General features: G+C 46.3%; 26 protein-coding genes and 2 tRNA genes. 18 read left to right on the top strand and 10 right to left on the bottom strand.

What is annotated here, in order from left to right; all coding sequences use genetic code 11:
- Positions 1–36 precede the first annotated feature (36 nt).
- Both cdaA and DB398_RS05170 read left to right on the top strand, forming a co-directional pair.
- Positions 37–822, top strand: a complete 786-nt coding sequence (gene cdaA, locus DB398_RS05175; RefSeq protein WP_108423343.1) for a diadenylate cyclase CdaA — start codon at positions 37–39, stop codon at positions 820–822.
- 2 nt (positions 823–824) lie between these two features.
- Positions 825–1,604, top strand: a complete 780-nt coding sequence (locus DB398_RS05170) for a DUF3667 domain-containing protein (protein WP_108423342.1) — start codon at positions 825–827, stop codon at positions 1,602–1,604.
- Here DB398_RS05170 and DB398_RS05165 read toward each other — a convergent pair.
- Together DB398_RS05165 and truA are read right to left on the bottom strand one after the other, a co-directional pair.
- On the bottom strand, positions 1,601–3,373 hold the full coding sequence (locus DB398_RS05165; RefSeq protein ID WP_108423341.1) for an ABC transporter ATP-binding protein: 1,773 nt from the start codon (positions 3,371–3,373) through the stop codon (positions 1,601–1,603). The two genes, DB398_RS05170 and DB398_RS05165, sit on opposite strands and share 4 nt — an antisense overlap.
- On the bottom strand, positions 3,357–4,112 hold the full coding sequence (gene truA, locus DB398_RS05160) for a tRNA pseudouridine(38-40) synthase TruA (RefSeq protein ID WP_108423340.1): 756 nt from the start codon (positions 4,110–4,112) through the stop codon (positions 3,357–3,359). The genes DB398_RS05165 and truA overlap by 17 nt, the downstream gene beginning before the upstream one ends.
- An 88-nt stretch (positions 4,113–4,200) precedes the next feature.
- Between truA and DB398_RS05155 the strand changes: the two genes are divergently transcribed.
- Positions 4,201–4,695 carry a metallophosphoesterase family protein gene (locus DB398_RS05155; protein ID WP_108423339.1) on the top strand — a complete coding sequence of 165 codons (495 nt, stop codon included), beginning with the start codon at positions 4,201–4,203 and terminating at the stop codon, positions 4,693–4,695.
- 66 nt (positions 4,696–4,761) lie between these two features.
- Here DB398_RS05155 and DB398_RS05150 read toward each other — a convergent pair whose 3' ends face one another.
- Entirely contained in the window at positions 4,762–5,172 is a 411-nt protein-coding gene (locus DB398_RS05150) for a DUF4293 domain-containing protein (protein ID WP_108423338.1), read from the bottom strand.
- Between the two features lie 192 nt (positions 5,173–5,364).
- Here DB398_RS05150 and rho point away from each other — a divergent pair, with 192 nt between their 5' ends.
- The 4 genes from rho (at position 5,365) to DB398_RS05130 (ending at position 9,265) form a co-directional block, all read left to right on the top strand.
- Positions 5,365–6,966, top strand: coding sequence for a transcription termination factor Rho (gene rho, locus DB398_RS05145; protein WP_108423337.1), 1,602 nt, complete (start codon positions 5,365–5,367; stop codon positions 6,964–6,966).
- Between the two features lie 136 nt (positions 6,967–7,102).
- Positions 7,103–7,780 carry a hypothetical protein gene (locus DB398_RS05140; RefSeq protein WP_108423336.1) on the top strand — a complete coding sequence of 226 codons (678 nt, stop codon included), beginning with the start codon at positions 7,103–7,105 and terminating at the stop codon, positions 7,778–7,780.
- 6 nt (positions 7,781–7,786) lie between these two features.
- Entirely contained in the window at positions 7,787–8,476 is a 690-nt protein-coding gene (locus DB398_RS05135; protein ID WP_108423335.1) for a hypothetical protein, read from the top strand.
- Between the two features lie 96 nt (positions 8,477–8,572).
- Entirely contained in the window at positions 8,573–9,265 is a 693-nt protein-coding gene (locus DB398_RS05130) for a hypothetical protein (protein ID WP_108423334.1), read from the top strand.
- A gap of 61 nt (positions 9,266–9,326) precedes the next feature.
- Here the strand turns inward: DB398_RS05130 and rpsT are convergent, their stop codons facing one another.
- From rpsT to proS, 4 genes are all read right to left on the bottom strand, one after another.
- Positions 9,327–9,578: a 30S ribosomal protein S20 gene (gene rpsT / locus DB398_RS05125; RefSeq protein WP_108423333.1), complete on the bottom strand. Its 252-nt coding sequence runs from the start codon at positions 9,576–9,578 to the stop codon at positions 9,327–9,329.
- Between the two features lie 34 nt (positions 9,579–9,612).
- A tRNA-Glu gene (locus DB398_RS05120) sits at positions 9,613–9,684 on the bottom strand.
- 59 nt (positions 9,685–9,743) lie between these two features.
- Positions 9,744–9,815 (bottom strand) — tRNA-Glu (locus DB398_RS05115).
- Between the two features lie 81 nt (positions 9,816–9,896).
- The gene (gene proS / locus DB398_RS05110) at positions 9,897–11,372 is read right to left on the bottom strand and encodes a proline--tRNA ligase (protein ID WP_108423332.1); all 1,476 of its coding nucleotides are present in this window, start codon (positions 11,370–11,372) and stop codon (positions 9,897–9,899) included.
- A 94-nt stretch (positions 11,373–11,466) separates the two neighbouring features.
- Between proS and DB398_RS05105 the strand changes: the two genes are divergently transcribed.
- A complete protein-coding gene (locus tag DB398_RS05105) occupies positions 11,467–12,726 on the top strand; it encodes a hypothetical protein (RefSeq protein ID WP_159076320.1) in 1,260 nt (419 codons plus the stop codon).
- Between the two features lie 37 nt (positions 12,727–12,763).
- A complete protein-coding gene (locus DB398_RS05100; protein ID WP_108423330.1) occupies positions 12,764–14,263 on the top strand; it encodes an OmpP1/FadL family transporter in 1,500 nt (499 codons plus the stop codon).
- Positions 14,264–14,314: 51 nt separating this feature from the next.
- On the opposite strand, the gene DB398_RS05095 is transcribed toward DB398_RS05100, so the two are convergent.
- Both DB398_RS05095 and DB398_RS05090 read right to left on the bottom strand, forming a co-directional pair.
- Positions 14,315–15,775, bottom strand: coding sequence for a T9SS type B sorting domain-containing protein (locus DB398_RS05095; protein WP_108423329.1), 1,461 nt, complete (start codon positions 15,773–15,775; stop codon positions 14,315–14,317).
- A gap of 115 nt (positions 15,776–15,890) precedes the next feature.
- Positions 15,891–17,693, bottom strand: coding sequence for a T9SS type B sorting domain-containing protein (locus DB398_RS05090; protein ID WP_108423328.1), 1,803 nt, complete (start codon positions 17,691–17,693; stop codon positions 15,891–15,893).
- 227 nt (positions 17,694–17,920) lie between these two features.
- On the opposite strand from DB398_RS05090, the gene folE reads away from it, so the two are divergent.
- Together folE and cysS are read left to right on the top strand one after the other, a co-directional pair.
- Positions 17,921–18,601 carry a GTP cyclohydrolase I FolE gene (gene folE, locus DB398_RS05085; protein WP_072877101.1) on the top strand — a complete coding sequence of 227 codons (681 nt, stop codon included), beginning with the start codon at positions 17,921–17,923 and terminating at the stop codon, positions 18,599–18,601.
- A 15-nt stretch (positions 18,602–18,616) separates the two neighbouring features.
- Positions 18,617–20,098, top strand: coding sequence for a cysteine--tRNA ligase (gene cysS / locus DB398_RS05080; RefSeq protein ID WP_108423327.1), 1,482 nt, complete (start codon positions 18,617–18,619; stop codon positions 20,096–20,098).
- A gap of 2 nt (positions 20,099–20,100) precedes the next feature.
- On the opposite strand, the gene DB398_RS05075 is transcribed toward cysS, so the two are convergent.
- On the bottom strand, positions 20,101–21,006 hold the full coding sequence (locus DB398_RS05075; RefSeq protein ID WP_108423326.1) for an AraC family transcriptional regulator: 906 nt from the start codon (positions 21,004–21,006) through the stop codon (positions 20,101–20,103).
- Positions 21,007–21,226: 220 nt separating this feature from the next.
- On the opposite strand from DB398_RS05075, the gene exaC reads away from it, so the two are divergent.
- The 7 genes from exaC (at position 21,227) to DB398_RS18650 (ending at position 25,517) form a co-directional block, all read left to right on the top strand.
- Positions 21,227–22,750 carry an acetaldehyde dehydrogenase ExaC gene (exaC, locus tag DB398_RS05070; protein WP_108423325.1) on the top strand — a complete coding sequence of 508 codons (1,524 nt, stop codon included), beginning with the start codon at positions 21,227–21,229 and terminating at the stop codon, positions 22,748–22,750.
- 1 nt (position 22,751) lies between these two features.
- Positions 22,752–23,141: a DUF779 domain-containing protein gene (locus DB398_RS05065; RefSeq protein WP_108423324.1), complete on the top strand. Its 390-nt coding sequence runs from the start codon at positions 22,752–22,754 to the stop codon at positions 23,139–23,141.
- A gap of 57 nt (positions 23,142–23,198) precedes the next feature.
- Complete coding sequence (gene yidD, locus DB398_RS05060; protein ID WP_072877091.1) at positions 23,199–23,420, top strand: membrane protein insertion efficiency factor YidD; 222 nt, start codon at positions 23,199–23,201, stop codon at positions 23,418–23,420.
- A 116-nt stretch (positions 23,421–23,536) separates the two neighbouring features.
- Complete coding sequence (lgt, locus tag DB398_RS05055; RefSeq protein ID WP_108423323.1) at positions 23,537–24,505, top strand: prolipoprotein diacylglyceryl transferase; 969 nt, start codon at positions 23,537–23,539, stop codon at positions 24,503–24,505.
- A 46-nt stretch (positions 24,506–24,551) separates the two neighbouring features.
- Positions 24,552–24,992: a DUF192 domain-containing protein gene (locus tag DB398_RS05050; protein ID WP_234416075.1), complete on the top strand. Its 441-nt coding sequence runs from the start codon at positions 24,552–24,554 to the stop codon at positions 24,990–24,992.
- Positions 24,992–25,336 carry a GNAT family N-acetyltransferase gene (locus DB398_RS05045; protein ID WP_313777782.1) on the top strand — a complete coding sequence of 115 codons (345 nt, stop codon included), beginning with the start codon at positions 24,992–24,994 and terminating at the stop codon, positions 25,334–25,336. Before DB398_RS05050 ends, DB398_RS05045 begins: the two co-directional genes overlap by 1 nt.
- Positions 25,272–25,517 (top strand): GNAT family N-acetyltransferase, encoded by a 246-nt coding sequence (locus tag DB398_RS18650; protein ID WP_313777781.1) that lies wholly within the window; start codon positions 25,272–25,274, stop codon positions 25,515–25,517. Before DB398_RS05045 ends, DB398_RS18650 begins: the two co-directional genes overlap by 65 nt.
- Positions 25,518–25,555 lie beyond the last annotated feature (38 nt).

The raw sequence follows: 25,555 nt of genomic DNA, 5'->3' as shown, positions 1-25,555 counted from the left end.
TCTTCTATTTTTGCTAATTTTACAAAAACACTGCGGTTGGATTTTCTAAATTTTCTCGATTTCAAGATCACGGATATTATCGACATTGTCCTCGTGGCCGCATTGCTCTATTACATCTATAAGCTGGTCAAGGGCACCGTGGCCATCAATATTTTTATCGGTATTGTGATTGTTTGGGCCTTGTGGAAACTGACCGAGTTGCTCCAGATGAAAATGATCAGTAGTATGGTGGGCGGTTTCATGAACATTGGATTGATCGCGCTCATCATCGTTTTCCAACAAGAGATTCGTAAATTTTTGTTGATGGTGGGCTCCACCAATTTTGCGACCAAACGGAATTTTCTCAGATATTTCAAATTCCTCAAGCAGGAAACGATATCCACCAACACCAACGTGGAAGCCATCATTGGTGCCTGTGAGCGTATGGGCAGCAGCAAAACGGGCGCTCTTATCGTCATTGAACGGAACAACTCCCTTGACTTTGTCAAATCATCCGGGGATGCCATGAACATAATGGTCACCCAGCCCATTTTGGAGAGTATTTTCTTCAAGAACAGTCCTTTGCACGATGGGGCCATTGTGCTGCAGGACAATTTTATAACGGCCACAAGGGTGATCCTTCCCGTTTCCAACGACCGTAACATTCCGCTCCGCTTTGGACTGAGACACCGGGCCGCTGTGGGAATCACGGAGAAGACGGATGCCGTCTGTCTCGTGGTCAGTGAGGAAACGGGATCTATTTCCTATATCAAAAATGGTGAATTTGTTCCCTTCAAAGGAGCGGAAGAGCTCATCAAGCTCATCAAAAAGGACCTAGACTAAGCATGAAATGTAAAAACTGTGACGACACGCTGAGGACCGACTACCTCTACTGTCCCAATTGTGGTGGAAAAGTGATCCGCAACAGGATCACCATCAAAAACCTTTGGGTGGACATCATGGATCGGTATTTCAATTTGGACAACACCTTCATCAAAACCTTTGTACACCTTTTCACCAAGCCTGAAAACGTCATCGAGGGCTACATCCAAGGCCAACGCAGAAAATACCTGAACCCTATCAGTTATTTGGGGATTGCGATTACCCTTTCCGGGTTCATTGTTTATCTGATGGCCCGATCTTTGGGAAACATGGATTTTGATTTTCTTGATATAGGGGCACAGACGGTCTATCAAGAAAAAATGATGGGTTTTATTTTGGATTTCCAAGCATTGATCTTTATCCTCTTCATTCCTTTGATGGCAGTTGCTGGCTGGCTGTGCTTTGATGAGAAAAAATACAATTTCGCTGAGAGGACCACTATCTTTATGTACACATTGGCCCATTTCAGCCTGTTCAGCTTCATCCCTTCGCTCTTGGTCTTGGCTTTTGTGCCACAATTTTATCTTTCATTTTCCTTGATTGGCTCATTGTCCATGTTGGCCTATGCCGGATATGTAGTCATGCGGATTTCCTCATCAAAAGGCATGGCATTAGTGGCCCGAATCCTATTGTTCTTTTTTTTGACAGGGATACTTTATTTTATGTTGTCCGCCTTGTTTCCAATAATCATGTTGCTCACTGGGGAGTTGACTTTGAAAGATTTCCAACCCATAAAAAGCTAAGCCACCTCTTCGGCCAAAAACTGGGCGGTATATAGGTCGTTGTAATACCCTCCATTCTTAAGGAGCTCTTGGTGCGTTCCCACTTCAACGATCTTTCCTTCGTCCATCACGATGATCTTGTCCGCCTTTTTGATGGTCGCCAAACGGTGCGCAATGATTATGGAGGTCCTGCCTTCGGTAATCTTATCGGTAGCTTGTTGGATCAATAGTTCCGAATAAGTGTCCACCGAAGATGTGGCCTCATCCAAGATCAAGATACTGGGATTGCTCACATAGGCCCTCAGGAAAGCGATTAATTGTCGCTGTCCACTGGAAAGCATGGTACCCCGCTCTTTCACATTGTACTGGTATCCGCCGGGAAGGCTCGATATAAACTCGTGCACCCCAATTTGCTTGGCAGCGGCCTCAATATCGGCAGTGGTAACGTTCCCGTCACGAAGTGAAATGTTATTGGCAATAGTGTCCGCAAAAAGGAAAACGTCCTGCAACACAATGGCTATGTGCGACCTCAGGGACCGCAGTGTATAATCCCTTACATTGACTCCGTCCACCAATATCTGTCCCGAATCGATCTCATAAAAACGGTTGAGCAAGTTGATGATGGTGGATTTTCCCGCTCCCGTGGCACCAACAATGGCAACCGTCTCGCCGGCCTTCACCTGGAATGAGATTCCGTGGAGCACCTCTTCGTCCTTGACATAGCTGAAGCGGACATCCTTGAACTCAATGTCCCCCAAGACCTGTTCCCTTTCCTGAGTGCCCTCGTCCGCAATGTGGCTATTGGTATCCAAAACATTGAACACCCTGTTCGCGGCCACCATACCCATCTGAAGGGTATTGAACTTGTCCGCAATCTGACGCAATGGCCGGAAAAGAAGGTCCATCAAGAAAAAGAAGGCAATGATGGCTCCTTTATTGTCCAACCCAACATTCTGAATGTTCTGGATCAGTCCAAAATAGACCACCAAACCAATGCCGATGGAGTTTGCAATTTCCGCGATGGGAAAAAATATGGAGTTGTACCAAACTGTCTTCAACCAAGCATTTTGGTGTTTTTCGTTGATGACCCTGAATTTTTCCTTTTCGATTTCTTCCCGATTGAACAGTTGGACAATCTTCATTCCCGCGATGCGTTCCTGCACAAAGGAATTGAGGTTGGCCACCTGCGCCCGCACTTCCACGAAAGCCACCTTCATGGCCTGTTGGAACAGTCGTGTGGCGATAAGGATAATCGGCATAATCGCAAATACGATCAAGGCCAATTTCCAATTGATGACCACCATGATGATGGCCGCGGACAACATTTTCAAGGCATCGGCCACGATCATAAAAAATCCTTGGCTGAAAATCTCACCGATACGTTGCATATCTGCAACGGCCCTGGTGACCAAAACGCCAATGGACGAATTGTCAAAAAAGGTCATCTTAAAACTGGTCATCTTTTCAAAAAGATTGATACGGATGTCCCGGATCACCGATTCGCCCAACAAATTCGCATAATAGTTGAACAACAACTGGGTGGTGACCTGTCCGAGCAAAAAGACCAACATCAACACCACATTGTAGAGTAATTGGCCCGCATCCTTGTTTTCCAGGGATTGGTTGATGATATTTTTAACCAGCAACGGTGTTACAATGGCAAATGCAGCGGAAAGAATGGCCACAATGGCCACCAACCAAAAGATGCCCCTGTAGGGCCTAGTCCGTGAAAAAATGCGCTTGAACAGTCGAAAATCAAACGCTTTTCCTACATCATCCTTTTTGCTCATCAAATAGTTCTTTTGGATATAAAACCTTGGTCAAATATAAACCTTTTGCAGGGACGGAGACACCTGCCTCCCCCCTATCCTTGCTTGCCAATATGGCATCGATGTCCTCTGGGGCCATTTTTCCTAGACCCACATCCAATAGGGTACCTACTATGGCCCGTACCATATTTCTCAAAAATCGGTCGGCCGTGATGGTAAAGACCCACCTGTCCTCCCGTACCTCCCAAACTGCATGGCGGACATCGCAATGGAACGTTTTCACATCAGTGTTGGATTTGGAAAAACATTCAAAATCCGTATGTTCCAGCAACTTTAGGGCAGCTTGGTTCATGGCGTCCATATCCAAAGGATATGTTACCGCGTGGGCATGGTCAACATAGAAAGGGTTCTTTTCCCGCACCAACCAATACTCATAAGAGCGCTCAACGGCATCGAACCGGGCATGGGCCCCGGGGACCATCCGGTGGATATCCTGGACCGCGATGTCCTCTGGAAGGAAGGCATTCAAACGGTACACCAATTGTGACGTATCTTCAATAGGATCAAAATCGAAATGGGCGAACATTTCCTTGGCGTGCACTCCGGTATCGGTCCTTCCTGCTCCCACGACCTCCACTTTTTGGCGCAGAAGGGTGGACAGGGCTTTTTCCAATACCTCTTGCACGGTTATGGCATTGGGTTGGTTCTGCCATCCGTGGTATGCTTTCCCGAAATAGGAAAATTGGATAAAATATCTCAATGGAATCCCTTACTTTTAAGTCGTTAAAGATAGTCCAAACCTTTCCAACACAAATCCCGCCTTCTTTTTTTAGCATATTTTTAGCGTTATGACCAAGATTTTATTGCTTTCCGACACCCATGGCCACATGGACAAGTCCATCTTAAAATATGCTGCCCAGGCCGATGAAATCTGGCATGCCGGCGACATTGGCAACCTTGGGGTGATGGATGCCCTGATGGCCGTAAAGCCACTACGGGGTGTACATGGAAACATCGATGACCACATCATCCAAAAGGAATATCCGGAGAACAACAGGTTCATGTGTGAAGGGGTCGATGTTTGGATCACGCACATTGGCGGTTATCCCGGCAGTTACAATGTTCGGGTAAGGGACGAGATCAGACAGCATCCGCCAAAGCTTTTTGTTTGTGGGCATTCCCATATCCTGAAGGTGATGTATGACAAGAAACTGGGGCTGCTCCACATGAACCCGGGCGCCTGTGGAAAACATGGGTTCCATCAAGTACGGACCATGCTTCGGTTCGTGATCGATGGGGACAAGATTTCGGACTTGGAAGTGATAGAACTGGGAAAACGCTAGCCAAAAACATAAAAACCCCGGCCGAAGCCAGGGTTTTCTCGCACTAATACTACTAAGATGTTAGGTTCAACGTAAGCGATCAACAGATTTTACAAGATCTTCATCCTTTTTGATAGCCCTGTTGGCCAGGACCAGAAAAACGATAGAAAATACAGGAATCAGCATCCCAATACCCTTCTCAGAAACCACAGCTTCTCCGGATAAGCTTAGCGATCGATAAACGAAAAATCCTAGTAAAAAAAGATTCAATATGATGTTCAATCTGTTCACCACAAATTGATTTTGTCTTTTCTTGTACAACAAAATGGCAATGACGGCCAAAACGGCTGAAGCATAGAAGGCCGCACTCACCAAAACTTCATTCTGGGCGTACACCTCTACACCGTCCACTTCGACCCAAAGGTTCAGAAAGAAGGGGAGAATGCCTGCCATCAGGGCCACTATCACCATAAAAAACGTCTGAATCCGTTGAATCATTGCACAAATTGATTTCAAAACGCAAAAATAACTGTCTTTTTGATAAATGAAGGCTTATTCTTGAAAAATTATTTGTATTATTGTGTCGTTATTAGCGAAGTACTTACCTAGGAAATCTTTCCTCCAGTAGCACCCAAATAACTTTTACTTCAATTTATTCAGATTAGACACGTTTAACTTATTCTTTACTTAATGTTCGAGATTTCAGATCTAAAAGCTAAAAAGCTTCCTGAACTGCAAGAAATTGCAAAGGATCTTAATGTTCCTAAATTCAAAACCCTAAAAAAGCTGGATCTTGTATATCAGATACTTGATGTCCAGGCATCCAACCCTAAAGCAGTGGCAGAGAACGCTGCCGCCCCCCAAGAAAGGCCCGCACCCAAACCCAAACGTGAAAGGACCCCCAGGCCCAAAATGGCCGAGCCTAAAGAAGTCAAGGTAGAAACCGCTGAAAAAGCTCCCGAAACCGAAGCCAAGGAGGTAAAAGAAGACTCCAAGGGACAACCGCAAAGAAAGGAGAACAAGCACAACAATGCCCCGAAAACCCAGGGCAATGCCAAAAGAACAAACCAACACCAGCAGCCTCACCAGAAGAACACCCACCACGAAAAACACGACAAAAAGAACAACAATTTTGACAAGGATCTCAAGAACAGGTACAAAGAGCCTGAATTTGAATTCGATAGCATTATTGAAAGTGAGGGCGTGTTGGACATTATGCAGGACGGATATGGATTTTTGAGGTCTTCCGACTACAACTATCTCTCCTCCCCTGACGATATTTATGTATCCCAATCGCAGATCCGATTGTTCGGACTAAAATCCGGAGATACTGTTTTGGGGAACATCCGACCCCCAAAAGAGGGTGAAAAATATTTCCCTCTGATCAAGGTGAACAAAATCAACGGACTTGACCCTCAAGTGGTAAGGGACAGGGTTTCCTTTGAACACTTGACCCCATTGTTCCCCAAGGAAAAATTTAAATTGGCAGAAAAACAGAGCACCATTTCCACTAGGATCATGGACCTGTTCTCGCCTATTGGAAAAGGACAAAGGGGAATGATCGTGTCCCAGCCCAAAACAGGTAAGACCATGTTGCTGAAGGACATCGCCAATGCCATCGCGGCCAACCACCCGGAAGTTTATCAGATAATCCTTTTGATCGATGAAAGACCTGAAGAGGTTACCGATATGCAGCGCAACGTTCGCGGGGAAGTGGTTGCTTCCACTTTCGATAAGGAAGCTTCCGAACACGTAAAGGTGGCCAACATTGTCTTGGACAAGGCCAAAAGATTGGTGGAATGTGGCCATGACGTGGTGATCCTTTTGGATTCCATCACCCGTTTGGCGCGTGCCTACAACACCGTACAACCCGCTTCCGGTAAAGTATTGAGTGGTGGTGTGGACGCCAATGCCCTTCACAAACCCAAACGCTTCTTCGGAGCTGCAAGGAACATTGAAAATGGTGGGTCACTTTCCATCATTGCAACGGCCCTTACCGAAACAGGTTCTAAGATGGACGAGGTGATCTTTGAGGAATTCAAGGGTACCGGTAACATGGAACTTCAATTGGATCGTAGGATCTCCAACCGAAGGATTTTCCCTGCCATCGACCTTATTTCTTCCTCTACACGTAGGGACGACCTGCTGTTGGACGAAAACACCATCCAACGTATGTGGATCATGCGCAAGTATCTGGCGGACATGAACCCTGTGGAGGCCATGGAGTTTATGGAGCAACGCATCAAGCAGACCCGGAACAATGAGGAATTTTTACTCACAATGAACGAATAGAATTCTGTAAATGATTCAATTTCAATAAAATAAAAACCCTTCAAAATTTCTTGGAGGGTTTTTTATTGACTCAATTTGAAGAAAAGGCATATCTTTAAATTGGTTTCCTCAAAACTGAACTTTAAACACTTATTCAATGAAAAACAACAGAAAAACCGCTATTGCTTTTTTGGGTTCCATCCTGCTCTTGGCCAGCTCTTGCCAACAAGGACCAAAGAAAGACGACACGACCGATCCGAAAAACCCAGAAGAACCCCAAGAAGAGGTGGTCTCCGCACCAAGTGGGATCATTACGCTGGAAGAATCCAAATCCCTGTATGACAATTACACCAAAAATCGGGTGGACATGATCCAACAGTTTGAAATGGAACGAAAACCGGACGAAAAATTTGTTCCTGCCCGTTTCAGTGATTTTGATTATGCCACTATCAAACAGTACATCGCCTTTATTCAACAGGAGGCCAAAGAGGCCAAAGTGGACATCTCCACACTTCGGATCTATTTTGCAAACTATCCGGACAAAGATCGTTTTCCTGATGGGGACAAGGTGGTCCATCCGAGACAAAACTCCATCTTCATTGTGCCCACCATGAGAGTGGACAGCATGGATTATGGCTTCTATATTGGTGCCGATGGAAAGGCCAAATTGATCAAAAATGCTGTTGGAGAGACCGGTATCGGCTACAGATCCAACCAAGTGGAAAGGTCTGAGGCCGGTTTTGTCCCCAGCCTTTCATCAGCATCCATTGACCAGAGCCTGAACTTGAACCACGGCAGCTCAGGACCTCCACCCTATCCTGATGATTTTGATTAAACCACTATGCTCAACGAGCTTTTCAAATATTTGATAGCCCATTTCTATATCCCCCTCTATCTGCTAACATGGATAATTGCGGTGTATAGGTACAGAAGGTATTTCGACACTCCATTGAAATACCTTCCCATGGTTATCATCTATACTTTTTTTACGGAGCTGTTGGGTTATTTCATCAAATATTCGAACGAGTTTCAATTTTTTTCGGATGACCGTTTTGCATGGCACAACGTCATCATCTATAACATCTACCAACTGGTGTTCTTCCTTTTCTTCTTTGAGGTATATCGGAAGACCACCAAAAAACCGTTGGTAAAAAAGTGGATTTTCTACGGAAGTGTTTCATGCGTGCTCATCTATCTCATAAATACTCTTTTTTGCAATCCGCTACACGACCAATTGACCTATGCCCACATCGCTGTTTCCCTCCTACTGATTGCTGTTCTTGTGCTCTATTTTAAGGAGAAGCGCACAGAAGAGAACCAGCAACCACTGAGGTACAACCTATTGTTCTGGGTAAGTATGGGGTTATTCGCTTTCTACACCCTGTTCCCCATCATTTTGACCATGTACAAGCTCAATTTGGGGATTACGGTCAATGTCTACCTCAGGCCAATTTTATTGGGATCCATAGTACTACAATATAGTTGTTTCATCATTGGCCTGTTGATTGGAAAGCGGAAAGCATTCAGATAAGACACAACGAAGCAAGAACATGCACGCCCTCGATCACTGGGGGCGTTTTTTATTTTTTAAATTTATCCCTCAATAAAAAAGGGTACAGAACAACAAATGGCAGAGGAGCTTTATAAATTCATCACAAACCAATATTATATTCCTCTTTACTTCCTTGTTTGGTTAGTGGCGGTTTTCCGATACAGATCCTATTTTGACACGCCCCTAAAATATTTCCCCATTTATTTGATGTACACTTTCTTGACCGAATTGTTGGGTTATTTTATCAGGTACCATGATGCCTTCCAGTTTTTCTCCGATGAGCGATATAAATGGCACAATGTGATCATCTACAACATCTATTCGGTCATTGTATTCTTGTTTTTTTATTACATCTATTGGAGGGTACTGAAGATGGAAAAACATAAAAACTGGGTACGATATGGTGCCGGGATAAGCATATTGGCCTATGCGATCAGTCTTTTCTTTCAAGACCCACTGCACATGAACCTGTACTATGCAGATTTGATTGCATCCATGGCACTTTTGGCCAGCATAGCCTTGTATTTTAAAGAGAAAATGGATGAGGGGCCCCATCTGCATTCCTTGAAGTATAATCTCATGTTCTGGATCAGCTTGGGACTGGTCACATTCCACTCCATTTCCCCCTTCTTGTTTTTGGTGGCCTATGAAGCGCCAACCATATGGATAGACTACCAACTGCGCCAAGTATTGAAAGTACTGATCCTGTTCATGTATGGGACCTTCATGCTGGGCTTCATCATCTCACGCCGCAAAGCGTTCCGATAAGGACCAAAAAAAAGCGCTCCTGTTTGGAACGCTTTTTACTATATGTTGATCTGAATCGAGATTACATACCAGCAACCTTGCTCATCAATTTGCTTTTCAGGTTGGAAGCCTTGTTGTTATGGATAATGTTGCGCTTGGCCAACTTATCGATCATACCAACCACAGTGGGCAACAAAGCCTCTGCAGCTTTCTTGTCCTCTTCATTGCGCAATTTCTTGATTGCGTTACGCACAGTTTTGTGCTGGTACCTGTTACGCAAGCGTACTGCTTCGTTTCTTCTGATCCTCTTTAATGCTGACTTATGGTTTGCCATTATCTTATTATTCTACTTTCTAAATTTCTTTTTGTAGCCCGTAGGGGAATCGAACCCCTGTTACCAGGATGAAAACCTGGCGTCCTAACCCCTAGACGAACGGGCCGTTTAAATGAAACCAAAGGCTTAAAAAACCCTTGATTTTCACTATTTCATTGAACTTCGTAGCCCGTAGGGGAATCGAACCCCTGTTACCAGGATGAAAACCTGGCGTCCTAACCCCTAGACGAACGGGCCATTATGGTTGCACAATTGCGGATGCAAAAATACAACTATTTTTAAGTCTTGCAACAGTAAATTTTATTTTTTGCAGCCTGTTTAATAAGCCTTTGCAAACAACACCCGTTGCACGGAAGGTTTCCTAGTCACCATGCACTTCCCTTCTTCCTTTTGGACACCCAAAGGAATACAGCGTATGGTGGCCTTGGTCTCCTCCTTTATCTTGTCCTCTGTCTCTGCGGTACCGTCCCAGTGGGCCGATACGAAACCTCCTTTTTCCTCGATCACTTTTTTGAAATCATCATACGCATCCACTTCGGTGATGTGCTCCTTTCTGAAATCCAACGCCTTGTTGTAGATATTTTCTTGGATGTCCTCCAACAGCGAGGTTACCTTTTCCACAATTCCTTCGGCCTTCACGGATTCTTTGGTCAGCGTATCCCTTCGGGCCACTTCATAGGTACCGTTCTCCAAATCGCGCTGCCCAACAGCCAAACGCACGGGAACACCCTTGAGTTCATATTCATTGAACTTAAAGCCCGGCTTGTGGGTATCCCTCTTATCATACTTCACGGAAATTCCTTTGGAACGCAGTTCCTTGACCAAGGGTTCCACTTTTTCCGAAATGGCATCCAACTGGTCCAATCCTTTATAAATAGGCACGATCACCACTTGGATGGGCGCCAATTTTGGAGGCAGCACCAACCCGTTGTCATCACTGTGCGTCATCACCAAAGCTCCCATCAATCGGGTGGAAACGCCCCAAGAAGTGGCCCAAACATAGTCTTGGCTTCCTTCTTTAGTGGCAAATTTCACATCAAATGCCTTGGCAAAGTTCTGTCCCAAAAAGTGCGAGGTTCCCGCCTGAAGTGCCTTCCCGTCCTGCATCAATGCCTCAATGCAATAGGTTTCCTCGGCCCCGGCAAAACGCTCGCTCTCGGTCTTGGTCCCTTTGATCACCGGCACTCCCATATAGCTTTCGGCAAACTCGGCGTACACGTTCATCATCTGTTCCGCTTCTTCCAAGGCTTCTTCTTTCGTGGCGTGGGCCGTATGCCCTTCTTGCCATAAAAATTCAGCAGTTCGCAAAAACAAACGCGTACGCATTTCCCAACGGACCACATTGGCCCACTGGTTCACCAAAATAGGGAGATCCCTGTAGGACTGTATCCATTTCCTATAGGTATCCCAGATGATGGTTTCCGAAGTTGGACGGACGATGAGTTCTTCTTCCAATTTGGCATCCTCATCCACAACAATACCGCTGCCATCCTCTGCATTTTTTAACCTGTAATGTGTCACAACGGCACATTCCTTGGCAAAACCTTCCACATGACTGGCTTCTTTGCTTAAATAAGATTTAGGGATGAACAAGGGAAAATAGGCATTCTCATGGCCTGTTTCCTTGAACATCTTGTCCAATTGCGCCTGCATCTTCTCCCATACCGCATAGCCATAGGGTTTTATCACCATGCAGCCCCTAACTCCTGAATTCTCAGCCAAATCCGACTTTACAACAAGTTCATTATACCATTTGGAATAATCCTCGGCCCGGCTTGTCAAATTTTTACTCATCTATTATAGTTTGGCACAAAACTTGTGATTTTATTAATAAAATAATTCGGTAAAACTAATTATTTTTAGTATGTTCAACAATAAAAATTGCGCCATGTTAAAGTCTTTACCCCACAACAAAATCCATATTTTCGCCATACCCATAGTGGGCGCCCTCTTGGTGGCCTCCTGTGGCTCTTACCAACAAGCATCTTATTACGATGATGGCATTTATTCCAGCGGTGACCGTGTGGTCCGTGTGGAAAAGAAAAACGCAGATGCCGTTCGGATGGAACAGCAGGAAAGCAATATTTACGGAGATTATTTTGGACAAAAAGCGAGCGAGTACGAAGAAATCTTGGACAGCGAGATTTTTACCGATATCGATGGCTACTCCAGTCAAATGGCAAATGACAGCATTCCTTATGGAGAGCAAACCGATTACTTTGCCTATAACAATACCTATAACGGAAATCCAGGTTGGGGAGACAATGCATCCAACGTTACCATAAACGTATATGACAACAGCTGGGGCTGGGGAGGCATGTACAGCGGATGGGGTTGGGGATGGAACGATCCTTTCTGGGGCTATGGCTGGAACTCCCCTTACTACGGTTGGGGATGGGGATGGAACAGACCCTGGAGGTATAACAATTGGGGCTGGGCCGGTTATTATGGCTGGGGCTACCCGTACAATGGCTGGGGATATGCCGGCTATTATGGTTGGGGAGGCTATTATGGCCATTGGAACAGACCTTATTACTACAACAACTATAGTAGGGACTATGCCTACATGTCCGGTAGAAGAGGTTATAGCAATAGTTATATCCCCGGCACCACCCTTCGAGGTAGGTCCAACCTTGCCTCAAGGACCAGCGGAACCAGAACGTATAGCGGTCGCTCCAATGCGGATAGGACCTCAAGGAGTTATAACAGCAATGGTACCACGGCCAGAAGAACTGTGAGTGCAGATGCAGTCAATCGAAACAGGGATTACAGGACCAGCAGGAGCACACGTTCCAATCCAACCTACAGCGGAACTTCCAGAACCTACCGCTCGTATGGGACTTCTCCATCCACCAGGAGCAACAGCACCTACAGTCGAAGCAATTCGGCCACCAGGAGTTCTTCTCCAAGCTACAACAGAAGTTCTGGCAGCAGCAGAAGCTATCAGTCGACGCCAAGCAGCAACTACAACAGGTCGTCTTCAGGAACTTCCAGAAGTTCGGGCAGTTACAGGAGCAGCAGTAGTAGCAGTTCAAGGAGTTCGGGAAGCTATAGAAGTTCTGGGGGCAGCTCTTCATCAAGAAGTTCTGGTGGCGCTAGCAGGTCCTCAGGATCGTCCCGTTCCGGTGGCAGAGGTGGAAGATCATAAATTCCAAAACAGTATCATTTAAACTAAATCAAGGGAAATGAAAAGAATCTCAACTTTCATCATGGTATTGGCATGCACTTTTGCAAGCGCGCAGACCATAGACGATGTAGTTCGTTATAGCACCGAAAACATACAGGGAACCGCGCGGTTCCAAGCCATGGGCGGGGCCTTTGGTGCCTTGGGCGGGGATTTGTCCTCCCTTAACGTGAACCCTTCGGGATCGGCAGTCTTCAATTATAGCGAAGTAGGGATCACAGGGTCCAACTATCACACCAACAATGATGTATATTACGGAAACAGCCTCAGGAACACCAAGGACAATTCTTTGGACCTGAACCAAGTCGGTGGTGTTTTTGTGTTCAAATCCACGGACAGTCCATGGAAAAAAGTGGCGTTGGCCTTCAATTATGACATGGTGCAAAATTTTGACAATGAATTTTTTGCTGCCGGAAGCTCCACATCGGGCATCGACAACTATTTTCTGAACTTTGCCCAAGGACAACCTTTGGGTCCGTTACGGGTTCAGCAGGGCGAATACATCGAGGATGCCTATCTCGATATCGGTGCGAACCTTGGCTATGCCGCACAACAGGCTTTCCTCGGGTTTCAAGCAGGACTCATCGAACCCAATGTGGATGATGATGCAAATACCGGTTACTTTCCCAATGCAGAATACAGCAGCTTGAACCAAAGCTATTTAAGGACCACTTCGGGCTACAACAGCAAGTTCACATTGAACTTTGCCACACAATACGAAGAAAACCTCTATCTGGGGGCCACGGTGAACTTCCACAACGTGCTTTATGACAGGGTCACCTATTTTGATGAAACTGGATATAACCAAGCCTCCCCTGTCCAGTCCACCTCTTTTGACAACTTCCTCCACACCGAAGGCTATGGTTTTTCATTTAGCTTGGGTGCCATTGCCAAGTTGAACGAAAGTGTACGCGTGGGCGGTAGCTATCAATCCCCAACGTGGTACAGACTTACTGATGATACATCCCAACGCATCAATTCCACATTGGCCGTGTCGGACATCAATTTCATCAATTTTGGCATCGTAAACCTGTACGATGAATACAAAATCAGGACCCCTGAAAAATATACAGGTAGTGTGGCCATAGTGTTTGGGCAAGATGGACTCATCAGTTTTGATTATGGCTATCAGGATATGTCCAAAGCAGAGCTCGGACCCACCTCGGACCCCAACTTTGCCGCAGAGAACGATTTTATTTCCACCGAATTGGGAGCCGTGAATTCCTTCAAACTGGGTGGTGAATACCGAATTGAACGCGTGAGCTTAAGGGCCGGTTACCGATTTGAGGAGAGCCCCTATGAGAACACTGACTTTGTGGGCGACCTCAACGGATTCTCGGCCGGTATTGGGTACGATTTTGGAGGAAGCAGGTTGGATCTGGCCTATAGCCGTTCCGAACAGGATGTGAACACCTATCTTTTTGACAGCGGTATCGACAATGCAGCCCTGGTCAACAGGATCAACACCAATATTTCATTGGGCTATACCATGAAATTCTAAAGAAATAGATTGAAGAAACGGATAAAAGGTCGGACACAATCCGGCCTTTTTTTATCGCACCAAGGAAAAGTGCCTACGTACAGAACGTGCCACCAACACCCCTTCATCGTCACGGTCATAATCCAATCGGAACCAATAATCCGAAGAAGGCAACTCCCTCCCATTGAAGGTACCGTCCCACCCCGTATTGAGGTCCATTTGTTTCAAAAGTTTGCCGTATCGGTCAAAGATATAGACCACAGGGTTGTTCAGTTGCTCAATACCATACACGTTCCAGTTGTCATGCACACTATCGCCATTGGGCGTGAAAAACTTGGGGTAGCCCACCACCAGAAACTGATAGGGATCTGAAGTGCCACAGCCATTTTTATCATTGATGACCACTTCGTTCACCCCAGGAGGGACATCATAAAAAACAGGATCGTCCTGATATTCACCCCCATTCAAGGAATACTCATAATTACCATCACCCAAGGGCACAATTTCCACATTGTAGGGGTCGGTCTGGTCGCTATGGACCAGGTCGTCAATGATCACCACTTCATCCAACTCTGGGGCACCATAAAAGGTGATCAGGATCCCTCCTTGGTCTACCACAGTAGGTGGAGTCCCCGAAGCTGTAGTAATTTCTGCAAAATATCTTCCAGAATTGGGGCTAGTGACAATCAATTCAGCACCGTAAGCACCAGTCCCTACCAACGTATCATCTATGGTGCCATCGTCATCATAATCTACTGTCCACTCCACTGAAGCTATGTCTGCTCCAGCGGGAGAATTCAGTGCACTCAGTACAATATCCGGGTCGCCCTCGCAGGCCACGATGTCCAATCCTAAAAACTCATCCCGAAGGGTACAGTCCAAAGCGGAATCCTGATCTGCATCCACGGAACTGCCCGTAAAGGTCAAAATGAATGATTCCGGGTCTTCGTCAAAGTTGGTGTTGTAGTTGTTGATGTAGAGGTAATAGATTTCCCCAGCGGTCACATTCAGCCATTCATCATAGGTGTTCTGGCTCTGTTTCACAAAAGGCGCACCTACCCTTCCATCCACAGGGTTCACCCCTATCCCGGTAAAGCCGGTATCGTTGTATTCGTAATTGCAGCGTATGGGTTGGGCGGAACCATTTCCCACAATGGTACAGTAATTCTCTCCTGAAGTTTCATCAAACGGACCATAGAGGGCAAAATCCCATTCTGCCGTGATCGGGCTTCCTGGGTTCACCGGAAGGGCCTCAATATCAAACCCTATTTGCCCATCGGTACCGGCCCTGAACACATACCAACCTGTATTGTTTTCAATATTGGCCGAGCTGACACTGCCCTTTTCCAGACATCCTGTTTGCGTAATGACCTCAGGGTCAAAATCATCAATATCCCCACTACCATCCGTGGTGCCCATGATCGGGGCATCCGCACAGACAGGTATGGCCGTTCTGCAATCAGGTGAATTCTGCGCACTGGCTGCCAAAGAGAAAAGGAATACACAGCATGCAGCGCTAAATAGGGCTCTCATAGAATTGTGGGGCTATTTGGTTATTCTATTTCCACCACTATAACTCCACAAAACGCGTTTTTAGTATATGATCGTCGAAAAAATCTGCCGTTAATCGATGAAATTGACCAAGCGGTTATCTTCGTAAGGAAAAATGGCTCTGGAGATACTTGGCATAGGTACGGTTCCCTGCATTATCCACGTAGGACAGTTTGAACCAATAATCCGTGGAAGGCATGGGTTTTCCATTGAAACTACCATCCCATCCTGGGTCAAACTCGTTCATCTGCTTGATGAGCTTTCCGTATCGGTCATAAATGGTGACAATGGGCGAATTCAACGTGGAAAGTCCTTCTATCTGCCAGGTTTCATTGAGCACATCGCCGTTGGGCGAAAATATGGACAAAAAGCCGACCACCACAATTTCTTCCTGCACCTCTCCACAACCATAGGGGTCTCGCATGGTCACTATATGAACACCTGGAGCGACTCCTTGGAAGACATTGCTGGACTGAAATTCACCGTTGTCCATGCTGAATTCATATTCCCCTTGGTTTTCTGTATGGATGGTCACCGTATTGTTGGTGCTCATATCCTCTTTTTCCACACTGGAGATGACAGGCATTGTGGATATGGAAACCACCACACTCCGGCTTGCTTCGCAGGAAGTACCGTTGGAAACATTGGTGACTGTCAACGTGTATTCCCCAGCTTGGGAGATCATAATGCTGGGCGTCTGTTGCCCCGTACTCCATAGATAGGTATAATTTGGATTGGCCGTAGTCTCTCCGATTTCCACGCTCCCAACAGCCTCACAGATGACCATTTCCTCTGGAAAAGTGAGCTCTGGGGTCTCCACAGCCTCCAATACAAAACTTTCTGAAGCATCATAGCAGTTCGGATTGGCCAAGGAAGTGGTGCGGACATAGATGGTTTCCTGTCCCAGACCTTTTTCATATGGTTTTTGCAATGGATTGGTCCCAGCATCGGCATCGAGTTGCGAACTATGGTAACTGACCATAAAATCGTTGGAAGCCGCCGAACCAAGAGCCTCGGTATCCTTATTCGAAAGATCGTACACCATTCCCATGGACCAACAAAAAATCTCATCGGCCAAAGGCTGCGTCACCGGAACTTCATTGAAACCTACCTGAACATCGCTCACAATACTGCCACTGGACGTGGTGACCACAACGCGGTACTGCCCGGAATCCAGCACTTGATAGGTGGACATTGCCGCACCCGAAATAAGTTGGTACCCACTTCCAATATCGACATACCATTCATAACCCATGGCACCAGTAGTTGTGGCATCCAACACCACAGTATCGTTCTCACAGGCCGCTATGGGCGGTCCCAAAAGATTATTGATAATGGAACAGTCCAGAGCGTCGTTGGGATGGCTGTCCCATATGGTCCCCGTGAACTGTATGGAAAAACCAGAGTTTACATTGCTGAAATTATTGATGAAAAGATAATAGTCTTCGCCGGCCTCCACTTGGAGCCATTCCTCATAATGCACAGAATCCGAAATACCCGTTGGATCTTCCCCCACCCCTATGAAACTGGCAGCCTCGCTGTTATCAAAAAAATTGCAACGCACCGGCTCTCCCAAATTGGAGCAATCCGATGACCGATAGAGTGCAAAATCCCAATCTTCGCCATTGTCATGTCCTATATTGAAGCCCAATTGTCCTGAAGCGGCCGTCCGGAATCGGTACCATGCCGAATTGGATTCTATGGACCCTGTTGTGGTACGTTCCAAACACCCACTGGTAGCCGCACCGTTGAAATCATCAGAGCCATAGCCATTCGTACCACCATTGATTGGCGTATTGTTACAAATAGGGATTGCACTGACACATTCTTGGGAAACCTGGGAATGCACCAATGGGCAAAAAAAGAGGACAATAAAGGTTCTTATGATGGATTTGACCATAAAAGACTGTAGGTTTGGATATTATAAAAGTAGTATGGCAGTTGCCTTAACAATAATTTATGTTGTCAAACCATCGGTACCAGATGTTAAATCATTCATTAATGTTATCTTTGCTGTCTTGAAGAAACAGCAAGGAAACAAGCCGCAGCCACTAGGCTGGCACAGACCATCCGAAATTTCCTACGGCCACTGCAATCTGACCTGTTTGTTCTGTTAAAGATGATCAGATGAAACTAGAGCAGGCTTTGGAAGAACAATATGAAGAAAGGGGGAACGATCACGTTGGATCATCCTCGGATACCCCTATGCGAAAGGATGCCTTTGTGCTGAGCGATGAGGAAAAAATAGAACGTATCCAGAAAAATGTCAGGGAAATCATGTTGACCCTTGGTCTGGATCTGGATGATGACAGCCTAAAGGGCACCCCAAAAAGAGTGGCCAAGATGTATGTGAAGGAAATCTTTGGTGGGCTCCACCCAGACAGAAGACCTACATCTTCCACCTTTGACAATAAATATAAATATGGTGAAATGTTGGTGGAGAAGAACATTGTGGTCTATTCCACCTGCGAGCACCACTTGCTGCCCATTGTGGGCCGCGCGCACATTGCCTATATCTCCAACGGCACCGTGGTCGGTCTTTCCAAAATGAACCGTATCGTGGATTATTATGCCAAGAGACCACAGGTCCAGGAACGATTGAACATCCAGATCGTAAAGGAAATGCAGAAAGTTTTGGGCACTGAGGATGTGGCCTGCGTCATCGATGCCAAACACCTTTGTGTAAACTCAAGGGGTATTCGCGATATCGAAAGCAGCACGGTCACTGCAGAATATGGCGGCAAGTTCAAGGATGAGGCCGTGAGAAGGGAGTTTTTGGATTACATCAACCTAGATACCGAGTTTTAACCCTACGTTTTTTCCATGCAGCTTTACAAGGACCAAAACCTTAGAGTACACAATTCACTTTCAGGAAAAAAAGAGCTTTTTCAACCCATAAATGAAGGCCATATAGGCATGTATGTCTGCGGCCCCACGGTCTATAGCAATGTACATCTTGGAAACTGCCGCACCTTCATGTCCTTCGATATGATCTTTAGGTATTTCAAGCATTTGGGCTTTAAAGTGCGCTATGTCCGTAACATCACCGATGCCGGGCATTTGGAAAACGATGCGGACGAAGGCGAGGACAAAATTGCCAAAAAGGCAAAATTGGAACAGATAGAACCCATGGAAGTGGTGCAACGCTATACCGTGGATTTCCATAATACCCTGCAAAAATTCAACCTGTTGCCACCCAGTATTGAACCTACGGCAACGGGGCACATCATTGAACAGATCGAGATCATCAAGGATATCCTGAAGAAAGGATTGGCCTATGAAGTGAACGGTTCCGTTTATTTTGATGTGGTCAAGTTCAACGAGGCCCACGAATATGGCAAGCTCAGCGGGAGGAAACTTGAGGACATGATCGCCAATACCCGCGAACTGACCGCTCAGGACGAGAAAAAAAATCCGCAGGATTTTGCCCTATGGAAAAAGGCAGAACCCCAACACATCATGCGTTGGCCCTCACCTTGGGGAGATGGTTTCCCTGGCTGGCACCTGGAGTGTACGGCCATGAGCACCAAGTATTTAGGAGAGATCTTTGACATCCACGGAGGCGGAATGGACCTGAAATTCCCCCATCACGAGTGCGAAATTGCACAAGCGGAGGCCAGTACCGGAAAATCACCGGTAAAATATTGGATGCATGCCAATATGCTGACCCTCAATGGGAAGAAAATGTCCAAATCCACCGGGAACAACATCTACCCCTCGGAAATTTTCAGTGGGGACAACAACATTTTGAGCAAGGTATATTCCCCTGCCGTTGTACGCTTTTTTATGATGCAGGCCCACTATACCAGCATTCTGGACCTTAGTGACGACGCCCTTTTGGCATCCGAAAAAGGCTATCATCGCCTAATGGAAGCCATGACAGGCCTTAAAGACCTTAAAACTGGCACAACATCGGATTTTGATGTGGCTACGTGGAAGCAAAAGTGCTACGATGCCATGAACGACGACTTCAATACCCCTATCCTGATTGCACACCTGTTCGATGCCGTCAAGCACATCAATCTAATCAAGGATGACCAAGAAACTATCAGCGGCGAGGACAAGGAACTTCTGGAAATGACCCTGAACGCTTTTGTGTATGATGTTTTGGGTATAGAAAACCAAGCTTTGGCCAAAGATGATTCCAATGCACTGAACGGGGTGATGGAATTATTGATCCAAATCAGGAACGACGCCAGGGCCAACAAGGATTTTGCCACTTCGGACAAGATACGGGACGAGCTCACCGCTCTGGGCATTCAACTCAAGGATGGCAAGGATGGCACTTCGTTCAGCATCAACTAAGCCTAATCCACAAACTTGGACTGATACTCCCCAGGCGATGTATTGATCTTCCGTTTGAAGAGCCGATTAAAGTAGGATCGGTTCTCAAAACCACATTCCAGATAAATCTCTTTGATTTTTCTATGGGGATCCTGTAGCAGGCGAACGGCCAGTTTTATACGTTCGTTGTTGATGTAGTCTATGGGCGTCACCCCCAATTCATCCTTAAAGGTCTTATGGAAATGGGATTCGCTCATGCATGCCTTTTTGCTCAAATCGCCCACAGAAATGGGTTCATGCAGATGTGCGGCAATATACTCCAATGCATAGGCCAAGCGATTGTTCGTGCTTAATCTGGAAGCATTCTCCGTGTAGGTTTCCCTGGCATTGCCCTGCAAAATACGTATGATGAGCTCTTGCAGCATATTGTCCACAAAAAAGTCCTTGGACGGATGGTTCTCGGTAAACAGGTATAGCAGCCGTTGGATGATACCATAGATGCTGGCATCGTTCGTAAAGTGATAGTTATAGTCCATCAAGGCCCATTCCGAGCCATCGTTCTTGGGCATCCCCTCGTTCATCAATGTGATGACCTTATTGATCTTTTCTTCGGAAATGGCCATGGCCAAGCAACGGGTAGGGTTCTCGTGGTCAGCTTCAGGAAAATCGATGCACATGACTTCATTGGAAGGCAAGATCAAAGATTCACCCGGCAGAAAATCAAAGGCTTTTTTATCCCGCAAGTGCATCACCTTTTTTCCAATGAGCATGGATGCGAGCACAGGTTGATCGAACTGCAACATCACCCGCTCCGCTTGAAGATGCGTCTCGAACACATGCATGGCGGCATTGTTCAAGGTGTAGGAAGTCTGGTTCTCCACCAAATGCTCCAACTTACGCTCTTTATAAAATCTATCAGAAAGCTGCATACCAATAATCAGTCCTTAAAATATTATATAAAAACTTATTAAATATAAAAAATATACTACTGAATATTGTTAAATATATAAAAACAAAGAGGATTGGTCACAACAATAATAGAATACGTCAGATGCTTGGGTCGCAAAATCAATACTTTTAAAATCAGACACTTGGACAGACCATCGTCCAGCACATAAAATTAAACGTTAACAACTAAAAGTTTCGATCATGAGCAATGTACAAACAACAGAGCGCAACGTTCTGGAAAAACCCAAGTTCAAGGACCAGTATGAAAATTACATCGGTGGGAAATGGACACCCCCAACCAATGGCGATTATTTCGACAACATCTCCCCCGTGGATGGAAATGCATTCACAAAAATTGCCCGATCATCGGCAGAGGACATTGAAAAAGCCTTGGATGCCGCATGGGCAGCCGCACCACAATGGAACAATTCATCGGCCACCTACCGAAGCAACCTCTTGTTGAAGATTGCCGACCGAATGGAACAAAACCTAGAGGTACTGGCCCGTGCCGAAACCTGGGACAACGGAAAACCATTGAGGGAAACCCGTGCGGCCGACCTGCCCTTGGCCTTGGACCATTTTAGGTATTTCGCCGGGGTGATCAGGGCCGAGGAAGGTTCGGTGAGCGAATTGGATTCCAACACGGTGTCCATGAACATTCTGGAACCGCTTGGCGTGGTGGGCCAGATCATTCCATGGAACTTCCCCCTATTGATGGCCGCTTGGAAAATAGCCCCTGCACTTGCAGCCGGGAACTGTGTGGTCTTGAAACCGGCCGAGCAGACCCCTGTGGGCATTTTGGTGTTGATGGAGCTTATCGAGGATATTCTTCCCGCTGGAGTACTGAACATTGTGAACGGGTTTGGAATAGAAGCAGGAAAGCCTTTGGCGTCAAATCCCAGGATCAACAAAATCGCCTTTACCGGAGAGACCACCACAGGCCAATTGATCATGCAATATGCCTCCAAGAACATCATTCCAGTGACCTTGGAATTGGGCGGAAAATCCCCCAATATTTTCTTTGAGAGCATCATGGATGCCGATGATGAATTCTTCGACAAATGCTTGGAAGGTGCCGTTATGTTCGCCTTGAACCAAGGAGAAGTCTGCACCTGCCCCTCCAGGATCCTGGTACAGGAAAACATTTTTGACAAGTTCATGGAACGGGTGGTGGAACGCACCAAGGCCATTAAATTGGGCCACCCCCTGGACCCGAACACCATGATGGGCGCACAGGCTTCCAACGACCAGTACGAGAAAATCCTGAATTACATCCAAATAGGGAAAGAAGAAGGCTGCGAAGTACTGACCGGAGGCGAGGCCGCCTACAATGAAGGACTGGAAGGTGGATACTACATCCAACCCACCATTTTGAAGGGAAACAACAAAATGAGGGTTTTCCAAGAAGAGATTTTTGGTCCGGTAGTTTGCGTGACCACTTTTAAGGATGAAGCCGAAGCCCTGGAAATCGCCAACGATACCCTATATGGATTGGGTGCCGGGGTCTGGACACGCGACATGCACCAGGCCTATAAGATTTCGAGGCAGGTACAGGCCGGAAGGGTCTGGGTGAACTGTTACCATGCCTATCCTGCACACGCCCCTTTCGGAGGTTACAAAAAGTCGGGTATCGGTAGGGAAACGCACAAGATGATGTTGAACCACTATCGCCAGACCAAGAACATGCTCATCTCCTACGACAAGAGCAAATTGGGCTTTTTCTAAAATGGCCAGGGCAATAAAACGGGTCCTTGTTACCGATCGTGCCGAAAAAATCATCGATCAACTCAGGGAACGCCACGGCGAATTGATGTTCCACCAAAGCGGAGGGTGCTGCGATGGCTCCTCGCCCATGTGTTTTCCAAAGGGTGAGCTGATGCTCAACGAAACCGATATTTGGTTGGGCAACATCCATGGATGCGATTTTTTCATCAGCAAAGATCAGTTTGAATACTGGAAACACACCCAGTTGACCGTGGACATTACGACCGGGAGAGGCTCCAGCTTCAGTTTGGAAATCCCTTTGGGACTGCGTTTTGTGATAAAATCCCGATTGTACACGGATGAGGAAGCGGAATATTTGGTGCCCGTACATCCGGCATCCGAGGAAGTTTGATGAACGCCCCGACTTTGTCGGGGCTTTTTTTTACCTTGCAGTTCCTCAATACAACGAATGAAACACATCCTGATCGCACCCTTCATTCTATTGGTGAAATTTTACCAGAATTTCATTTCTCCCATGTTCCCGGCCACATGCCGGTACTCCCCCACCTGTTCGCAATACACTTTGGAGGCCTTGAAAAAGCACGGTCTGTTCAAAGGCGGGTGGCTCTCCATGAAACGTATAGCAAGCTGTAATCCATGGGGCGGGAGCGGATACGATCCGGTTCCCTGACATGGAACCCAAAGAAGGTATCCAAATCGTTCCAAAAAGGTTATCTGTAGCCAAAAATTACTTAAACATGGGCATCAACCACCCAAAGTGGTTATATTAGTCCAAAATTTAACTAGATGTATTTCCTCGGAATCAATTGGAACCCGGAAGGCACCCTTTTCAAACTGGGCTTCGTTCAAATAAAATACTACAACCTGCTTTGGATCGCAGCCTTTGTGGTGGGCTGGTTCATCATGAAGAAAATATTCCAGAACGAAAAAAAGTCCATGGAAAAACTGGATTCCCTGTTCATCTACACGGTGGTTTCCATTATGTTGGGCGCACGCTTGGGGCACGTCTTTTTTTATGACTGGGACTACTATAAAGACCATTTGGTGGAAATTCTTTTGCCCATCAGGGAAAGTGCGAACAGCTCGCTGTTCGGCATCATAAACGGCTATGAGTTTACCGGGTTTACCGGGCTGGCCAGCCACGGGGCCACCATCGCCGCTATCATCGGGGTGTGGCTCTTTTGCAGAAAATGGGATGATATCCGAATGCTCTGGATGCTGGACCGTTTGGTGATCCCTTCGGCCATTGGTGCCTGTTTTGTGCGTCTGGGTAATTTTTTCAACTCGGAAATCAATGGAAAAGTGGTCCACAAATCCTATTTCTTGGCCACACGTTTTATCAGGGATTCTGATGACATGCCAGCTTACAAAGCGATGGCAATCACCAAAGAGGCCACAGAAAATGCCGCGTACAAGGCCATAGAGCACAATCCTGAATTTGCGGGCATCCTACAGACCATACCTTATCGCCATCCTGCACAGTTGTACGAGGCCATTTGCTACTTTTTTGTCTTTCTCTTTCTGCAGATGATCTATTGGAAAACGGATAAAAAAGAGAAGCAAGGTTACATATTTGGATTGTTCATGGTGCTCTTGTTCACCGTCCGATTTTTTGTGGAGTTCTTTAAAAAGAGCCAAGGAGGTTTTGAGAGTTCCCTGGGACTTCTCTCCACAGGACAATGGTTGAGCCTCCCCATGATTGCCATTGGGTTCTATTTTATGTACAGACCATCACCAATCTTCTACAGGGATTAAGGACATGAAACATATCGGCTTAATTTTATCTGTTTTAATCCTTTTCATGGCCTCCTGCAAGTCAGAGACCAAGCAGGCCCTGAAAACCGAGACGGTATCGTTCACCAAGGAAGGTGAATTGTCCATTCTTGCCACCGAAACGGATTCCCTTAAAACAAGCTTTGACATCGAGATCGCCGAATCTGAGTACGAAACTCAGACCGGGCTCATGTACCGTCAATCCATGGAAGAGAGCCAAGGCATGTTGTTCATCTTCCCCAATGTCTCCGCCCGTTCTTTTTACATGAAGAACACCGAGTTTCCCTTGGACATCATCTATATAGATGAAGGACTGAAAATCGTTAGCTTTCAAAAAAATGCCAAACCCTACGATGAGAGCAGCCTGCCCTCCAACGTACCCGCCAAATATGTCCTTGAGATAAATGCGGGACTGTCCGATAAATTGGGACTACAAGTAGGGGACAGTATTGCCTTCACAAGAAAGTAATGTCCAAATATCTTTTAGAAAACGAGGCATCGGAGCGATTGCTGTTCAGGAGTTTACAACCCTCAGACTTTGAGGCATGGTTGCCGTTCTACCACGACCCCAGATCCACACAATATTGGGAAGGATTGCCCTCCCTTCCCGAGGAAGCCTGCAAAGCGCAATTTGACCGGGTATTTGAGCGCTATGCAAATGATCTGGGCGGCATGAATGCCCTTACCTTAAAGAATTCAGGGCAATTGGTGGGCATCTGCGGACTTTTGATCCAAATAAGTGGACGGTGTGGAGGAACTCGAAATCGGATATTCCATACTGCCCAAGTTCTGGCTACAGGGCTACGCCTTTGAGGCGGCACAAAAATGCAAGCATTATGCCTTTCAAGAGGGGTTTTCGGACTCTTTGATCTCCATCATCCATGTGGACAATGTACCTTCCCAAAAAGTAGCTTTGAAAAATGGGATGCTCTTGGACAAAACCACCTCCTATAAGGACAATCCCGTCCATATTTTTAGGGTAAACCAAGGATAATCGTAATTTTGGGATTTTTATTCCCAGATTACATGCAT

Origin of the sequence: Flagellimonas amoyensis (genome assembly GCF_003058265.1) — a bacterium.
In the GTDB taxonomy this organism is placed as follows: domain Bacteria; phylum Bacteroidota; class Bacteroidia; order Flavobacteriales; family Flavobacteriaceae; genus Flagellimonas; species Flagellimonas amoyensis.
This window is presented reverse-complemented; position numbering and strand designations above follow the sequence as displayed.

Coding starts and splice junctions, on each gene's coding strand:
- DB398_RS05170 (WP_108423342.1), top strand. CDS start 825: ATGAAATGTAAAAACTGTGACGACACGCTGAGGACCGACTACCTCTAC.
- DB398_RS05165 (WP_108423341.1), bottom strand. CDS start 3,373: ATGAGCAAAAAGGATGATGTAGGAAAAGCGTTTGATTTTCGACTGTTC.
- DB398_RS05155 (WP_108423339.1), top strand. CDS start 4,201: ATGACCAAGATTTTATTGCTTTCCGACACCCATGGCCACATGGACAAG.
- DB398_RS05150 (WP_108423338.1), bottom strand. CDS start 5,172: ATGATTCAACGGATTCAGACGTTTTTTATGGTGATAGTGGCCCTGATG.
- rho (WP_108423337.1), top strand. CDS start 5,365: ATGTTCGAGATTTCAGATCTAAAAGCTAAAAAGCTTCCTGAACTGCAA.
- DB398_RS05140 (WP_108423336.1), top strand. CDS start 7,103: ATGAAAAACAACAGAAAAACCGCTATTGCTTTTTTGGGTTCCATCCTG.
- DB398_RS05135 (WP_108423335.1), top strand. CDS start 7,787: ATGCTCAACGAGCTTTTCAAATATTTGATAGCCCATTTCTATATCCCC.
- DB398_RS05130 (WP_108423334.1), top strand. CDS start 8,573: ATGGCAGAGGAGCTTTATAAATTCATCACAAACCAATATTATATTCCT.
- rpsT (WP_108423333.1), bottom strand. CDS start 9,578: ATGGCAAACCATAAGTCAGCATTAAAGAGGATCAGAAGAAACGAAGCA.
- proS (WP_108423332.1), bottom strand. CDS start 11,372: ATGAGTAAAAATTTGACAAGCCGGGCCGAGGATTATTCCAAATGGTAT.
- DB398_RS05105 (WP_159076320.1), top strand. CDS start 11,467: ATGTTAAAGTCTTTACCCCACAACAAAATCCATATTTTCGCCATACCC.
- DB398_RS05100 (WP_108423330.1), top strand. CDS start 12,764: ATGAAAAGAATCTCAACTTTCATCATGGTATTGGCATGCACTTTTGCA.
- DB398_RS05095 (WP_108423329.1), bottom strand. CDS start 15,775: ATGAGAGCCCTATTTAGCGCTGCATGCTGTGTATTCCTTTTCTCTTTG.
- DB398_RS05090 (WP_108423328.1), bottom strand. CDS start 17,693: ATGGTCAAATCCATCATAAGAACCTTTATTGTCCTCTTTTTTTGCCCA.
- folE (WP_072877101.1), top strand. CDS start 17,921: ATGAAACTAGAGCAGGCTTTGGAAGAACAATATGAAGAAAGGGGGAAC.
- cysS (WP_108423327.1), top strand. CDS start 18,617: ATGCAGCTTTACAAGGACCAAAACCTTAGAGTACACAATTCACTTTCA.
- DB398_RS05075 (WP_108423326.1), bottom strand. CDS start 21,006: ATGCAGCTTTCTGATAGATTTTATAAAGAGCGTAAGTTGGAGCATTTG.
- exaC (WP_108423325.1), top strand. CDS start 21,227: ATGAGCAATGTACAAACAACAGAGCGCAACGTTCTGGAAAAACCCAAG.
- DB398_RS05065 (WP_108423324.1), top strand. CDS start 22,752: ATGGCCAGGGCAATAAAACGGGTCCTTGTTACCGATCGTGCCGAAAAA.
- yidD (WP_072877091.1), top strand. CDS start 23,199: ATGAAACACATCCTGATCGCACCCTTCATTCTATTGGTGAAATTTTAC.
- lgt (WP_108423323.1), top strand. CDS start 23,537: ATGTATTTCCTCGGAATCAATTGGAACCCGGAAGGCACCCTTTTCAAA.
- DB398_RS05050 (WP_234416075.1), top strand. CDS start 24,552: ATGGCCTCCTGCAAGTCAGAGACCAAGCAGGCCCTGAAAACCGAGACG.
- DB398_RS05045 (WP_313777782.1), top strand. CDS start 24,992: ATGTCCAAATATCTTTTAGAAAACGAGGCATCGGAGCGATTGCTGTTC.